This is a genomic window from Aeromicrobium sp. (genome assembly GCF_036676885.1).
Classification (GTDB): Bacteria; Actinomycetota; Actinomycetes; order Propionibacteriales; family Nocardioidaceae; genus Aeromicrobium.
The window spans coordinates 1-14,496 of sequence record NZ_JAKFCB010000262.1; the positions used below are offsets into that span (position 1 = coordinate 1).

Sequence of the window (14,496 nt, forward strand, 5' to 3'; positions counted from 1 at the left end):
GCTCTTCCCGGGAGAATTCCTGTGTCTTCGTCGACCCGACGCACTCACTACTGGCTGACCTTCGCCGTGCTGGCAGTGGCGGTCTCGTCGTACTCCCTCATGCAGTCGCTCACGATCCCGGTCCTGTCCGAGATCGAGCGCGAGCTCAACACCGACCAGAACACCGTGACGTGGGTCCTGACGGCATACCTGCTCTCGGCCTCGGTCTTCACGCCGATCATGGGCCGGCTCGGCGATGCGTTCGGCAAGGAGCGACTGCTGGTGTTCTCGCTGGTCGCGCTCGCCGCCGGCTCGTTGCTGGCTGCTCTGGCCGGCAGCATCGGCGTCCTGATCATCGCCCGCATCATCCAGGGCGTCGGCGGCGGCGTCCTCCCGCTGGCGTTCGGCATCATCCGCGACGAGTTCCCGCACCACAAGGTCGGCGGCGCCGTCAGCGTCGTCTCGTCGCTGCTCGCCGTGGGGTTCGGCGCCGGCATCGTGCTGGCCGGCCCCATCGTGTCGGGGCTCGGCTATCACTGGCTGTTCTGGCTGCCGTTCATCGTGACGTCCCTCGCCGCCGCGGCCTCGATCGTCTTCGTGCCGAAGTCGCCGGTCCGTACGCCCGGCCGCATCTCGGTGCTGCCCGCGGTCCTGCTGTCGGGCTGGCTCGTCGCGCTGCTGCTCGCGCTCAGCGAGGCACCGAAGTGGGGCTGGGGCTCCGGCCGGACGATCGGCCTGCTGGTCCTCGCCGCCGTGCTGGTCGTGGCCTGGATCCGGGTCGAGCAGCGCGCCGCCGTGCCGCTGATCGACATGCACATGATGCGCCTGCCGGGTGTCTGGACCACCAACCTCGTCGCGCTCCTGGTCGGCATCGGCATGTACGCGTCGTTCGGCTTCATCCCGCAGTTCATCCAGACGCCGAGCGCCAATGGGTACGGCTTCGGGTCGAGCGTGACCGAGTCCGGGCTGCTGATGCTGCCGTCGGCCGTCGCGACATTCCTGACCGGCCTCGTCGCCGCCTCGATCGCGTTCCGCGTGGGGCCCAAGGCGGTCGTGGTGTTCGGGTCAGCGCTCGCCGCCGGCGGGATGTTCATGCTGGCGTTCTTCCACGACACCAAGACCGAGATCGCGGTCGCCAACGGCATCACCGGCATCGGCATCGGCCTGGCGTTCGCCTGCCTCGCCGGACTGATCGTCGGCGCGGTCCCGCCGGAGCAGACCGGGGTCGCCAGCGGCATGAACGCCAACATCCGTACGATCGGCGGCTCGGTCGGCACCGCGGTCATGGCGAGCATCGTCACGGCGCACTTCCTGCCGAGCGGGTTCCCCCGCGAGATCGGCTACACGGCCGGCTTCGCGGTGCTGGGTGGCGCGCTGCTGCTCGCCGCGCTCGCCGGCCTGGCGATTCCGACGATCTCGGGCAAGAAGCTCGAGGAACAGCTCGAGCAGGAGCCCCTGCCGGAGTCGATCCTGGAACCGGCCACTGCCTAGACTCACGGCGTGAGCCGCCTCGACACGTTCTTCCGGGACAAGTCCGGGCGGCTCGCGCTGGTTCACCTCCCCAACCCCGCCCTGTGGGTCTGGATCGCGGCCACCGCCCTGCGCTGGAGCCCGTACGACTCGCGCGACGCCGAGCTGCGCTGGATCGGCGCGGGCGCGCTCATCGTCTGGGGCCTGGACGAGCTGGTTCGCGGTGCGGCTCCGTTCCGACGGCTGCTCGGTGCCGTCGTGCTCGGGTGGCAGCTGGCCAATCTCTTCTAGGAGCCGACGGCCCTTGCCGCTACCAGGTCCATGAACTGGCCTTCCTAGGCGTAGAACGGGGTCGCCCCTTGACCGGACGCTACTAAACCGGTTTAGTGTGACGCATGCCACGCCCCACCATCAACGATGTCGCCCGAGCTGCGGGTGTCTCCAAGGGCGCCGTGTCGTTGGCGTTCAACAACCGGCCAGGCGTTGGCGAGGAGACGCGAGCACGCATCCTTGAGACTGCTCGTGAGCTCGGCTGGACCCCCAGCCCCCGGGCGCGCGCGCTCTCTGTTTCCCGGGCGCTCGCTGTGGGACTCGTGATGGCCAGGCCGCCAGAGACGCTGCGGGCCGACCCGTTCTTCCCCTCCTTCATCGGCGGCGTCGAGAGCGAGCTGTCTCAGCACGGCTACGCGCTCCTGCTCCAGGTGGTCCCCGAGCACGACGCAGAGCACCAGAGCTATCGACGGCTCAGTGCCGAAGGGCGCGTCGACGGCGTCTTCGTCACCGACCTGTTCGTGGACGACTCCCGTCCCGCGCTGCTGGCCGAGCTCGGGCTGCCGGCCGTCATCGTCGGGCCGGGGCTGCCCGAGGCCTACTGGCCGGCAGTCGGAGTCGACGATCAGCCCGGCATCACGGCCGCCGTCGAGCACCTCATCGAGCTGGGTCATCGCCGGATCGGGCACGTGGCCGGCCCGTCCGAGATGGTGCACGGCACATCGCGTCGCGAAGCGTGGGCGAACGCCCTGGCGCGGGCAGGGCTCCCGGAGGGACCGTGGGTCGAGAGTGACTTCTCCGCCGAGGCGGGTGCTGCCGCCACGCGGCAGCTGCTCGACCTTGTGGACCCGCCGAGCGCGATCGTCTACGCCAACGACCTGATGGCCATCGCCGGGATGTCGGTGGCCGCAGCGCGCGGGCTCGACGTCCCCGGGCAGCTCTCGATCACCGGATTCGAGGACACCGAGCTCGCGGCTCATGTCCAACCCCCGCTGACCACGGTCAGCACGGACGTCACTGGATGGGGCCGGGCTGCCGCCCGGCGACTGCTGGAGCTCATAGATCAGCGCGAAGCGACCGAGTTCCCGCTCCACCCAACCCGGTTGGTGGTGCGCGGGTCCACCGGTCCCGCACCTGTCTGATCAGGCCCCACAGCTCAACGGTCGACCGACCGAAGGCACCACCACTGTGTTCAACGAAAGCGAGCAACAGCAGATGAAACCGAAGATTGCTATCTCAACATTGACGATCATGGCGCTCGGCCTCACCGCCGCGTGCGGAGGCGGCTCGGGGGACTCCGACGGAGCCACCAGTGCCAAAGGCCCGATCAAGGTCTGGCTGTCGAACAACCCCGAGGAGATCGCTTGGGGCAAGCAGATGGTGACGGCATGGAATGCCGAGAATCCGGACGAGAAGGTCACGGCCCAGGAGATCCCGGCCGGCAAGACGTCCGAGGAGGTCATCGGAGCGGCGATCACCGCAGGCAATGCCCCGTGTCTCGTGTTCAACACCTCGCCGGCTGCCGTTCCGCAGTTCGAGAAGCAGGGCGGCCTGGTCGCACTGGACAGCTTCAAGGGTGGCGCGGAGTACATCGAGTCTCGCAGTGGCGACGTCGCCGAGCAGTACCAGTCGCCGGACGGGAAGTACTTCCAGGTTCCGTGGAAGTCGAACCCCGTGATGATCTTCTACAACAAGGACATCATGAAGAAGGCCGGAGTCGACGCCGAGAACCCGCCGCTGGCGACGTACGACGAATTCCTCGCCACCTCGAAGAAGATCGTCGACAGCGACGCGGCTGAGGCGGCCATCTGGCCGGCCCCGAGCAGCGAGTTCTTCCAGTCGTGGTTCGACTTCTACCCGCTCTTCGCCGCCGAATCCGGTGGCAAGCAGCTGGTCGAGGATGGCGCAGCAACCTTCGATTCCGAAGCGGGAAAGTCCGTCGCCGGCTTCTGGTCCACGATGTACAAGGACGGTCTGGCGCAGAAGGAGAAGTACAACGGTGACTCCTTCGCCGACCAGAAGGCCGCGATGTCGATCGTCGGCCCCTGGGCCGTCGCTGTCTACGGCGACAAGGTGAACTGGGGTGCCGTCCCGGTGCCCACGTCGGCCGGCACGCCTGCGGAGGAGACCCACACGTTCTCCGACGCGAAGAACATCGGCCTGTACTCAGCCTGCAAGAACCAGGGAACGGCCTTCGAGGTGCTCAAGTTCGCCACCAGCGAGGAGCAGGACGGCAAGCTCCTGGAGCTGACCGGCCAGATGCCGCTGCGCGACGACCTGCAGGGCACCTACCCGGACTACTTCCAGGAGAAGCCCGAGTACGAGGCCTTCGCCGACCAGGCGTCGCGCACCGTGGAGGTGCCGAACGTGCCGAACTCCATCGAGATCTGGCAGGAGTTCCGCGACGAGTACACCGCCTCGGTCATCTTCGGGGACGGCAGCGTCGAGGACGCCCTCGCCGCGGCGGCGGACAAGGTCAACGACCTCGCCGGCCAGTCCTGACCATGACGACCCTGGCCCCCAATGCGCCCACGAGCCCCCGGTCCGGGAGCTCGAAACGGCGGCGGCTGGCGATCTTCGGTCGCCAGCCGCTGGGGATCGTGTTCGCCGCTCCCTACGCGGTGTTCCTCGCGGTCGTCTTCGCCTACCCCTTGGGGCTGGCTGTCTGGATCAGCTTCCACGACTACTTCTTCACAGCGCCCGGCACCCAGGTGGACCGGCCGTTCGTCGGGCTCGACAACTACCGGACGGTGCTGTCGGATCCGGCCGTTCGAGAGTCGTTCCTGAACGTGCTCGAGTTCCTGGTGATCAACGTGCCGCTGACGGTCGTGCTGTCACTGGTGCTGGCCACGTTGCTCAACCAGGCCATCCGCGGGCGCACCTTCCTCCGAGCCGCCTACTTCGTTCCCTACGTCTCTGCGAGCGTGGCGCTGGTCGCGGTCTGGTTGTTCCTGTTCAGCAACAACGGGATGGTCAACAACCTCCTGGGCCCGCTGGCCCCCGACCCTTCATGGCTGGTCAACAGCAAGCTGGCGATGCCGGTCGTGGCCCTGTTCGTCACCTGGAAGCAGATGGGCTTCTTCATCCTCCTCTATCTGGCAGCGCTGCAGGGCGTACCCAAGGAGCTCTACGAGTCGGCCTCCGTCGACGGAGCCAGCCGCTTTCGCTCCTTCATGAACGTCACGGTCCCCGGGGTCAGGTCCGCCACCACGCTGGTCGTGATCCTTGCGACGATCACCGGCGCGAACCTGTTTACCGAGCCGTACCTGCTGACCAACGGGGGCGGGCCGGACGGAGCGTCGAGCTCTCCGGTGTTCCTGATGTATCAGCGGGGCATCGAGCAGGGGAATCCCGATGTCGCCGCTGCGATCGGTGTGCTGCTCGTGATCGGCGTGCTGGCGATCACCCTGTTCAGCCGCCGTCTGTTGGAGAGGAAGGACTGACATGGCTTCCCGTAGACCCTTCCGATGGCTGCGCATGCTGGTGCTGCTCCTGGGCGCCCTGGTGTTCCTGTTCCCCTTCTACTACATGGTGGTCGGCTCCCTGCAGTCCGAGCCGAACACCAGCCTGGGTGGTGTGTTCCCTACCAGCGGGCTGACCTTCGAGAACTTCGCGCAGATCAATGACCGGGTCGACCTGCTCCGCTCGCTGGTCAACTCCGGGATCTTCACGGGCGGAGTCATCCTCGGCACGATCGTGTTCGGTGTGCTGGCCGGCTACGCGCTGGCGCGGCTGCACTTCCGGGGGCAGGGCTCCCTGTTCGCGGCCATGCTGCTGGTGCAGATCGTCCCGTTCCAGCTGTTGATCATCCCCATCTACGTGATGATCGTGCGCAGCTACGGCCTGGCGGATTCCTACCTCGGGATGATCCTCCCGTTCGCGATCAACTCCACGGCCGTGTTCATCTTCAGGCAGTTCTTCCTGCAGCTGCCAGAAGACCTGTTCGCCGCGGCCCGCCTCGATGGCGCGAGTGAGCTGCGGATCCTGTGGTCGATCGCGTTGCCCCTGGTGCGTCCTGCGATCGTCACCGCTGCGCTGCTCACGTTCATCGGGCCGTGGAACGAGTTCCTGTGGCCGTTTCTGGTCACCAAGGAGGCCGATCTGCAGCCACTGGCCGTGTCACTGGCCAACTACATCAGCAACGTGGCCGGTCGGGCAGCCAACCCGTACGGCGCGATCCTGGCCGGAGCGGTCGTGCTGGCCGCCCCCGCGGTGGCGCTGTTCGTCGCCTTCCAGAAGCACTTCACCAGCTCCGATCTCGGGTCTGGAGTCAAAGGATGAAGAGGAAACCCATGAACCACCAGCCTGTACGCCGTGTGACCCGACTGGTCGCGGCAGCCGTCACCCTCGGCGTCGTCATGTCAGCCAGCACAACCCTCGCGGAAGCAACCAGCACCAGTGCGGGCACATCGACGCTGACGAACCTGGACCACCTCGACTGGCTGTCCGTGCCGGTGACCCCACCGGCTCAGGAGGGACACACGACCTATCGCCTTGCTGAGGAGCCCGCGATCGGGACCCTGTGGACCTATGCCGAGCCGAATTCCGACGGGAGCTACCGCCACGTGGGCGGCGGTTCATACGACCCGGATGCAGACACCTGGAGCCAAGGCGCGTTCAACGCCGACGACATGACCCGCGCCGCGGTCGTCTACCTGCGGCACTGGAAGGCCACCGGTGCGACGAAAAGTCGCGACGCGGCGTACGAAATGCTGCGCGGTGTCACGTATCTGCAGACCACCACGGGTGCCAACGCCGGCAACGTGGTGCTCTGGATGCAGCCCGACGGCACCCTGAACCCGAGCGCGGAACCTGTCGAGCAGCCGGACCCGTCGGACAGTGATGCTTCCTACTGGCTTGCTCGGACGATCTGGGCGCTCGGCGAGGGCTACGCCGCGTTCAACGAGTCCGACCCGGAGTTCGCAGCTTTCCTGGGCGACCGGCTCGACATGGCGATTGGCGCCGTTGACCGACGAGTGCTCGATTCCTATGGCGACTTCCTGTCCATCGACGGTGAGCCGGCTCCCGCCTGGCTGATCGCCGACGGAGCAGATGCGACGGCCGAGGCGGTCCTCGGGCTCTCGGCGTACGTCGAGGCGGGAGGCCCAGCCGCCGCCCGTACTGCCTTGGCGAAGCTGAGTGAAGGCATCGCCGCCCTCTCCGGCGGCGACGCGCAGAGCTGGCCGCTCGGTGCGGTCCGCCCTTGGGCTCTGTCCCGATCGATCTGGCACGGCTGGGGCTCGCAGATGCCTGCGGCCCTCGCCCGCGCATCGGTCGCTCTGGATGACCCTCGACTCGCGAAGGCGGCGACGCGGGACTCGTTCACCTTCGACCCGTGGCTGCTCACCTCCGGTGGTCCGGACAACGGGCGGATGCCTACGCGCGGCGACGCCTCCCAGATCGCGTACGGCGCCGACTCACGCCTGCAGTCGCTGATCGCGACGGCCGACGCGACGGGCAAGGCGGGAGCGCGCGGACTCGCCGGCATCGTCGGTGCGTGGTACTTCGGGGCCAACCCGGCTGGTGAGGCGATGTACGACCCCGCCACCGGCCGGACGTTCGACGGGATCTCCGGGTCCGGCGAGATCAACCGCAACTCCGGTGCGGAGTCCACGATCCATGGACTGTTGTCGATGATCGCCCTCGATCAGAACGTCGACGTCGCCGCCATGGCTCGCACTGCGGAGATCGTGCAACGTGAAGGCACCGTCACCCTGCAGGCCGAGGATGGCGCTCTTGCCGGAGGTGCGTCCGCCGTCGTGCCGCCGTCGCTGTGGACCGGGGAGTCGCTGTTCGGCGGCTCCGGCTACGCCGCCATCGGTCCGCAGGGGTCGGCGACGTTGAATCTGCCTGCCCACAACGGCGCCCGCGTACTGCCGGTGTTCGAGCTCAGTCCTGGCAGCAAGGCAGTCACCACGTTCCGTGCGAACGGACGCGAGCTAGGAGCCGTCGCGTCAGGCGACATCGGCGAGCAAGGCGACTCGCCCGCCCCAGGTGCGTTGCTGCCGGTGAGCCTGTCGCAGCCACTGCGTGGGGGCGCGACCCAGCTGACCATCACGACATCGACCGGTGCGGGTGACCCCGCTGTCCTCGACGCTGTGATGCTGGAGCCGCTCGTGTCCCGACTGGTGCTGAGCGGCGACGGTCACGGCACCGCACTGCTGCGGAGTGCCTCCGACTCTGTCGAACGCGTACAGGTAGGTGTGTCCGGACGCGGTCAGGCGCTGGTGCAGGCCTATGACGGCAGCGGCCGGCTCGTCGACCGTTGGCAGTCATCGAAGGCCACGGTCTCGGTGGCCGTTCCCGCCGGAGGGTTCGTGCTGATTCGTCGCTAGAAGCACGCTTTTACACCCCCATTCCACGAGCTCGACCCCAATCAGAACGAGGAACCATGTTCGCTCCGACGTCCCCCCATGCAGAGTTCCCCCTGGGACCCTTCACGCCGTACGACAAGAATCCGATCCTGGAGCCGCAAGGTGATGGCTGGGAATCCGCCAACGTCTACAACCCCGCGGCCATCGTCAAGGACGGCAAGGTCGTCCTGCTGTACCGCGCGCACGCCGACGACATCGTGTCGTACGTCGGCCTCGCGACGAGCGACGACGGCATCCATTTCGAGCGGCACCCGGAACCGGTTCTTTCGCCGACCGAGCCGTACGAGGTGTCGGGCGCTGAGGACCCACGTGTCACTGAGATCGACGGCACCTACTACCTCACGTACACCGGGTGGAACGGGACCTCGGCTCTGCTGTGCCTGGCCACCTCTACAGATCTGTTCAGCTGGACCAAGCACGGCCCGATGTTCCCCGATTTCAACACCTTCCTGCCGCAGGGCAACGGAAGCGATGCCCCGTGGAGCAAGGCCGGCGGGATCCTGGCGGTGCCGATCGACGGCCGCTACCTGATGTACTTCGGCGAGGGCTCGATCTACCACGCGTGGTCGGACGACCTGATCCACTGGGAACCCTGCTCCAACGACGAGCCGCTGATGGTCCCCACAGCACCCGGCACGTTCGGGGACTTCCTCGTCGAGGTCGGTCCGCCGCCGATCATCACCAACAACGGGTTGATCCTCATGCTGCACAACGCAGCGGTGAAGAACCCGGACGGCTCCGTGCGCTACACCTGCGGTCAGCTGCTCTTCGACCCTGCCAGCCCGACAACGATCCTGGCGCAGATGAATCGTCCGTGGCTCGAGCCGTCGACCTACGAAGACACCCACGGTCTGGTGTCGAACGTGACCTTCGTCGAGGGCCTGGTGTTCTTCAAGGACACCTGGTTCGCCTACTACGGGCAGAGCGACTCCACGCTCGGTGTGGCGACCTACCGGGTCGGTGACCGCTACTCAGCCCTGACGCCGTGACGCCTTGCCCCACGTCGTGGCTCTCGGCGCCCGCGCACACGCGCTGGCTGGAGGCCGAGGGCGACCGGCTGCTGGAGTTCGGCCGGGCCTCCCGCAGCGCCGATGGCGGATTCGCCTGGCTCGACGAGGAGGGACGACCTGCGTTCGATCGCCCGGTGGAGCTGTGGATCACCTGCCGGATGACCCACGTCTTCTCGCTGGGACACCTGATGGGACGCGCCGGCTGCGGGCCGCTCGCCGACCACGGGCTGGCGGCGATGGCCGGGCGCTTTAGGGACGCCGCTCACGGCGGCTGGTACGCCGCGATGGACGGCGACGGTCCGACGGGGCGCGAGAAGAGCGCCTACCCGCACGCGTTCGTCGTCATTGCGGCCGCAAGCGCCACGTGCGCAGGGCGTCCGGGGGCCGCCGCGATCCTCGATGAAGCGCTCGACGTGTTGCTGACCCGCTTCTGGGATGAGAAGCACGGCATGGTCGTCGAGGAGTGGGACGAGACGTTCTCGACGCTCGACCCCTATCGGGGCGTGAACGCCAACATGCACACCGTCGAAGCCTTCCTCGCCGCAGCCGACGCCACCAGGGACGCAGCGATGAGAACCAGGCTGCTCGACGGCGCGCTGCGGATCGTCACCCGCGTCGTGCACGGGCTCGGCAAGGCGCACTCGTGGCGGCTTCCGGAGCACTTCGACGAGCAGTGGACACCACTGCTCGACTACAACATCGACACGCCCGCCCATCCGTTCCGGCCCTACGGCGCCACGATCGGGCACTGGCTTGAGTGGGCCCGGCTGGCCCTGCACCTGCGGGCGGCTCTCGGCGCCGACAGCCCGGACTGGCTGCTCGACGACGCCATCTCGCTGTTCGACGCCTCGATCCTCGAGGGCTGGGCCGCCGACGGGAGGGACGGCTTCGTCTACACCGTGGACTGGGCAGGAAAGCCGGTCGTCCGGGAGCGGATGCATTGGGTCGCCGCGGAGGCGACGGCCACCGCGGCAGCACTGCACACCGCAACGGGCGATCCGTCGTACGCCGACTGGTACGCCACGTGGTGGGAACACATCGCAGACGTGTTCATCGATCGCGACCGGGGCTCCTGGAGGCACGAGCTCGATGCTCACAATCGGCCCAGTGGCGTGGTCTGGAGCGGCAAGCCCGACACCTACCACGCGTTCCAGGCGACGCTGATCCCACGCCTGCCGCTCGCGCCGACGATGGCCGCCGCTCTACGCGACGGGCTGCTGCAGTGAACATCTGCTAGCAGGCTCGCAGGCTACTCGACCGGCCTGGTCGCCAGCTCCGTGACCAGGTCCATGAACCGCCGCGCCGGGTCGGCGCGATCGGGGCCGCCGAGGTAGTGGTCGGCGCGCTCGGCCCTCGCCGCTGCCAGCGGATCGCTGCCGAGCGCCGCGTCCAGCGTCTCGTCGAGGCGTACGAGGTCCCGGTCGATGACGTATGCCGCCGCTGCCGTCGGGTGGGCGGCCCGGAAGGCCTCGGGGTCGGCGTACTGCGCGGCATACATGATGAGTGGCTTGTTGCTGGCCATGAAGTCGACGACGATGCCCGACACGTCCGAGACCATGGCGTCGACGGAGTTGAACGCCTCGATCAGCGGCTCGTCCATCGCGGCCTGACCCCATCGGTGCGGCCGTCCGGTCGAAGCGGCGTCGGCCTCGAGGAGGTCGTTGACGCGGACGATCATCGCCTCGGCCTCCGCGTGGTTCTGACCGGCGAAGTGGCGCCGGAACACGACGGTGCAGCCGTGGTCGAGCAGCGCCTGGACGATGCGGTCGGCGACGGCGAGCGACGAGACGTTGAGGTTGTCGTCGGCATGCCGCCAGGTCGGTGCGTAGAGCACGGTTGCCGGATGGGGCGTGGGGCCGGTCGCCGGGACGATGCCCTCGGTCTGCGGCCGGCCGATGATGCGCAGCTTGTCGGCCGGGATCGACAGCCCGGCGGCGGCGAACCGGTCGATCGCGGCCTGCCCCGCGACGGCGATGAGGTCGTACTGCAGCACGCGCTCCGAGGCGCTGAGCGGCTTGTCGCTGTCGCCGTGCCCGAGGAAGGCATGCGTCGCGGATGATCCGGCGATGAAGTCGGCGTTGGCGGCAGCGCCGTGCGGGTAGAGCGCGCCGCGTACGCTCGCCGGGATCTGCCCCTGCACGATCGGCACGGTCGGGTACATCTCGGCGAGCTGGCCGAACAGCGCCGGCGTACGGGCGACGATGCACCAGCGGACGCCGGTCCGTTCGACCCACGGCGACCACATGCCGATGTGGACGCCGACCTTGCCGGCGTACGGGATCGCGATCGTCGGAGCGTACGCGTCGACGGCGGCCGCGCCCTGGGCGCACTCGCGCGCGTACCGGTGCAGCAGGCCGGCGATCACCGCCAGCGTGAGGCTGCCGACGACGGCGACCACCAGCGCAACAGCCGGCTCGACGAATGCGCTGACGAGCACTGCCGCGGTCAGCACCGCCGCGATGAGTGCCCATACCCGGAACCGGACCGGGGGCCGGTCGGCGATGCCTGCGGGTTGGCCGGGGAAGTGCGCGGCACGGGGCGGACGTGCCAGCACGCTGCGGCGGGCCACCACGCCGGTCGCCAGCCCCAGGACGAGCACGAGCAGGGCGGCGACGATCACGCCCCGACTCTAGTAGGAACAGCGCCTGGCTCCCCGACGTTGACCCCGGTATGAAGAACGTCGGCTTTCTCTCCTTCGGGCACTACCAGGCGATCCCCGGCTCACAGACGCGTACGGCCGGCGATGTCCTGCTGCAGTCGATCGATCTCGCGGTCGCAGCCGAGGAGCTCGGACTCGACGGCGCGTTCTTCCGCGTGCACCACTTTGCCCGCCAGCTGTCGTCGCCGTTCCCGCTGCTCGCCGCGGTCGGCGCTCGTACGAACCGCATCGAGATCGGCACCGGCGTGATCGACATGCGTTACGAGAACCCGCTCTACATGGCCGAGGACGCCGCCGCCGCGGACCTCATCAGCGAAGGCCGGCTGCAGCTCGGCATCAGCCGGGGATCACCCGAGACCGCGATCCGCGGCTACGAGTCGTTCGGGCATGTGCCGGAGGGCGGGCAGAGCGACGCCGACATGGCGCGGGCCCACACCGAGGTGTTCCGGAAGGCGATCGCCGGTGCGGGCGTGGTGATGTCGGATCCCCGGATGACGGGTCAGTCGGTGCCGTTGCCGATCATGCCGCAGTCGCCGGGTCTCGCCGATCGCATCTGGTGGGGTTCGGGCACGCGCGCCACGGCGGAGTGGACCGCCGAGCAGGGCATGAACCTCATGAGCTCGACCCTGCTGACCGAGGACACCGGCGTCCCGTTCGACGAGCTGCAGCTGGAGCAGATCCAGCGCTTCCGCGCCGCGTGGGCCGAGGCGGGCTGGGAGCGCGAGCCGCGGGTGTCGGTCAGCCGTAGCGTCATGCCGATCCTCGACGCCCAGGATCGCGCCTACTTCGGCGAGCGCAGCGGCGAGGACCAGCTCGGTCACCTCGACGGCGGGATCGCCAGGTTCGGCAAGTCGTACGTCGGTGAGCCCGACGCGTTGGCCGAGGAGCTCGCCCAGGACGTCGCGGTGCGCGAGGCGGACTCGCTGCTGCTCACGGTGCCCAACCAGCTCGGCGTCGCCTACAACGCCCGGCTGCTCGGGGCGCTCGCCGAGCACGTGCTCCCGTCGATCGGCTGGAAACCCCGAACCGCTCCCACCGTCCCCGTCCCCTCGAACGCTCCCACCGTCCCCGAGTGAGGCCGCCCGCGGCCGAACGGGAGGGAGCGAGGAACGAGCGACCGAAGGGGCGTACGACGAGAGGCTCGCTCGAGCCTTCCGCCATAGGCCCCTTCGCTCGCAGAGCTCGCTCCCGTTCGGCCGCAGGCGGCCTCCTTAGGGACCAAGCTGGGCCTGGACGCAGAAACGCCCCCGGTCAACGTCCGGGGGCGCTTCGCTGGTGATCAGGCGTCGAGGCGCGCCTTCAGACCATCGAGCTCGGTCCAGAGCACGGTCGGCAGCTTGTCGCCGAACTTCTCGAACCACTCGTTGATCTGCGGGATCTCGGCCTTCCACTCGTCGGCGTCGACACGCAGGGCCTTCTCGAGCTGCTCCTCAGTGACGTCGAGGCCCTCGGTGTCGATCGCGCCGGGCGCCGGCACGAGCCCGATCGGTGTCTCGATCGCGTCCACGTTGCCCTCGACGCGCTCGATGACGTACTTCAGCACCCGGCTGTTCTCGCCGAAGCCGGGCCACAGGAAGCCGCCGTCCTCGTCGCGACGGAACCAGTTGACGTAGAAGATCTTGGGGAACTTCGACTCGTCGTTGTTCTTGGCCATGTTGATCCAGTGGCTGAAGTAGTCGCCGGCGTCGTAGCCGATGAACGGCAGCATCGCCATCGGGTCGCGCCGGACGACGCCGACCGCACCGGTGGCGGCGGCCGTGGTCTCCGACGACAGCGTCGCGCCCATGAACGTGCCGTGGGTCCAGTCGCGGGCCTCGGTCACCAGCGGGATCGTCGTCTTGCGGCGCCCGCCGAACAGGATCGCGTCGAGCGGGACGCCGTTGGGGTCGTCGTACTCCGCCGCGAGGGTCGGGCACTGCTTGATCGGGGTGCAGAACCGGCTGTTGGGGTGCGACGAGACCTCGTCGGACTCCGGGGTCCAGTCGCGGCCCTTCCAGTCGGTCAGGTGGGCCGGCGCCTCGTCGGTCATGCCCTCCCACCAGATGTCGCCGTCATCGGTCAGTGCGACGTTGGTGAACACCGAGTTGCCCTGGTCGATCGTGCGCATCGCGTTGGCGTTGGTGTCCCAGCCGGTGCCGGGAGCGACGCCGAACAGGCCGAACTCGGGGTTGACGGCATACAGGCGGCCGTCCGCGCCGACCCGGATCCAGGCGATGTCGTCGCCGATCGTCTCGACCTTCCAGCCGGGCACCGTCGGCTCGACCATCGCGAGGTTGGTCTTGCCGCACGCGCTCGGGAATGCCGCCGCGACGTACTTGACGACGTTCTCGGGCGAGGTGAGCTTGAGGATCAGCATGTGCTCGGCCATCCAGCCCTCGTCGCGGCCCATGACCGAGGCGATACGCAGCGAATAGCACTTCTTGCCCAGCAGCGCGTTGCCGCCGTAGCCCGAGCCGTACGACCAGATCGTGCGCTCCTCGGGGAACTGGACGATGTACTTGGTCTCGTTGCAGGGCCACGGGACGTCCTGCTCACCCTCGGCGAGCGGAGCACCGATCGAGTGGAGCGCCGGCACGTAGTCGGCGTCGAGCTCCTCGATCCGGTCGAGCACGGTCTTGCCGACGCGGGCCATCACGGTCATCGACGCCACGACGTACGCGGAGTCGGTGATCTCGACGCCGAACATCGGGTTGTCCGCGTCGAGGTGGCCCATGACGAACGGGATGACGTACAT

The 14,496-nt window shown here is 68.3% G+C and carries 12 protein-coding genes; 10 read left to right on the forward strand and 2 right to left on the reverse strand.

Translation table 11 applies throughout. The annotated features are described in order from the left end of the window. Positions 1-21 precede the first annotated feature (21 nt). From V6M46_RS11755 to V6M46_RS11795, 9 genes are all read left to right on the forward strand, one after another. Positions 22-1,470 carry an MFS transporter gene (locus V6M46_RS11755; protein ID WP_332665181.1) on the forward strand — a complete coding sequence of 483 codons (1,449 nt, stop codon included), beginning with the start codon at positions 22-24 and terminating at the stop codon, positions 1,468-1,470. A 9-nt stretch (positions 1,471-1,479) separates the two neighbouring features. Continuing rightward, complete coding sequence (locus V6M46_RS11760; RefSeq protein ID WP_332665182.1) at positions 1,480-1,740, forward strand: hypothetical protein; 261 nt, start codon at positions 1,480-1,482, stop codon at positions 1,738-1,740. 104 nt (positions 1,741-1,844) lie between these two features. Then, on the forward strand, positions 1,845-2,861 hold the full coding sequence (locus V6M46_RS11765; RefSeq protein WP_332665184.1) for a LacI family DNA-binding transcriptional regulator: 1,017 nt from the start codon (positions 1,845-1,847) through the stop codon (positions 2,859-2,861). Positions 2,862-2,970: 109 nt separating this feature from the next. Beyond that, positions 2,971-4,221: an ABC transporter substrate-binding protein gene (locus V6M46_RS11770; protein ID WP_332665186.1), complete on the forward strand. Its 1,251-nt coding sequence runs from the start codon at positions 2,971-2,973 to the stop codon at positions 4,219-4,221. A gap of 2 nt (positions 4,222-4,223) precedes the next feature. Then, a complete protein-coding gene (locus V6M46_RS11775; protein ID WP_332665187.1) occupies positions 4,224-5,162 on the forward strand; it encodes a carbohydrate ABC transporter permease in 939 nt (312 codons plus the stop codon). Between the two features lies 1 nt (position 5,163). Then, the gene (locus V6M46_RS11780; RefSeq protein WP_332665189.1) at positions 5,164-6,000 is read left to right on the forward strand and encodes a carbohydrate ABC transporter permease; all 837 of its coding nucleotides are present in this window, start codon (positions 5,164-5,166) and stop codon (positions 5,998-6,000) included. Between the two features lie 11 nt (positions 6,001-6,011). After that, entirely contained in the window at positions 6,012-8,054 is a 2,043-nt protein-coding gene (locus tag V6M46_RS11785) for a hypothetical protein (RefSeq protein ID WP_332665191.1), read from the forward strand. 56 nt (positions 8,055-8,110) lie between these two features. Continuing rightward, entirely contained in the window at positions 8,111-9,082 is a 972-nt protein-coding gene (locus tag V6M46_RS11790; RefSeq protein WP_332665193.1) for a glycoside hydrolase family 130 protein, read from the forward strand. Beyond that, a complete protein-coding gene (locus V6M46_RS11795; RefSeq protein WP_332665195.1) occupies positions 9,079-10,329 on the forward strand; it encodes an AGE family epimerase/isomerase in 1,251 nt (416 codons plus the stop codon). The genes V6M46_RS11790 and V6M46_RS11795 overlap by 4 nt, the downstream gene beginning before the upstream one ends. Before the next feature lie 23 nt (positions 10,330-10,352). On the opposite strand, the gene V6M46_RS11800 is transcribed toward V6M46_RS11795, so the two are convergent. Further along, the gene (locus tag V6M46_RS11800) at positions 10,353-11,723 is read right to left on the reverse strand and encodes a CDP-glycerol glycerophosphotransferase family protein (RefSeq protein WP_332665198.1); all 1,371 of its coding nucleotides are present in this window, start codon (positions 11,721-11,723) and stop codon (positions 10,353-10,355) included. A gap of 50 nt (positions 11,724-11,773) precedes the next feature. Here V6M46_RS11800 and V6M46_RS11805 point away from each other — a divergent pair, with 50 nt between their 5' ends. Then, positions 11,774-12,838: an LLM class flavin-dependent oxidoreductase gene (locus V6M46_RS11805; RefSeq protein ID WP_332665200.1), complete on the forward strand. Its 1,065-nt coding sequence runs from the start codon at positions 11,774-11,776 to the stop codon at positions 12,836-12,838. 203 nt (positions 12,839-13,041) lie between these two features. Here the strand turns inward: V6M46_RS11805 and V6M46_RS11810 are convergent. Next, positions 13,042-14,496, reverse strand: a 1,455-nt coding sequence (locus tag V6M46_RS11810) for a phosphoenolpyruvate carboxykinase (GTP) (protein ID WP_332665202.1), incomplete at its 5' end; no start/stop codon positions are given.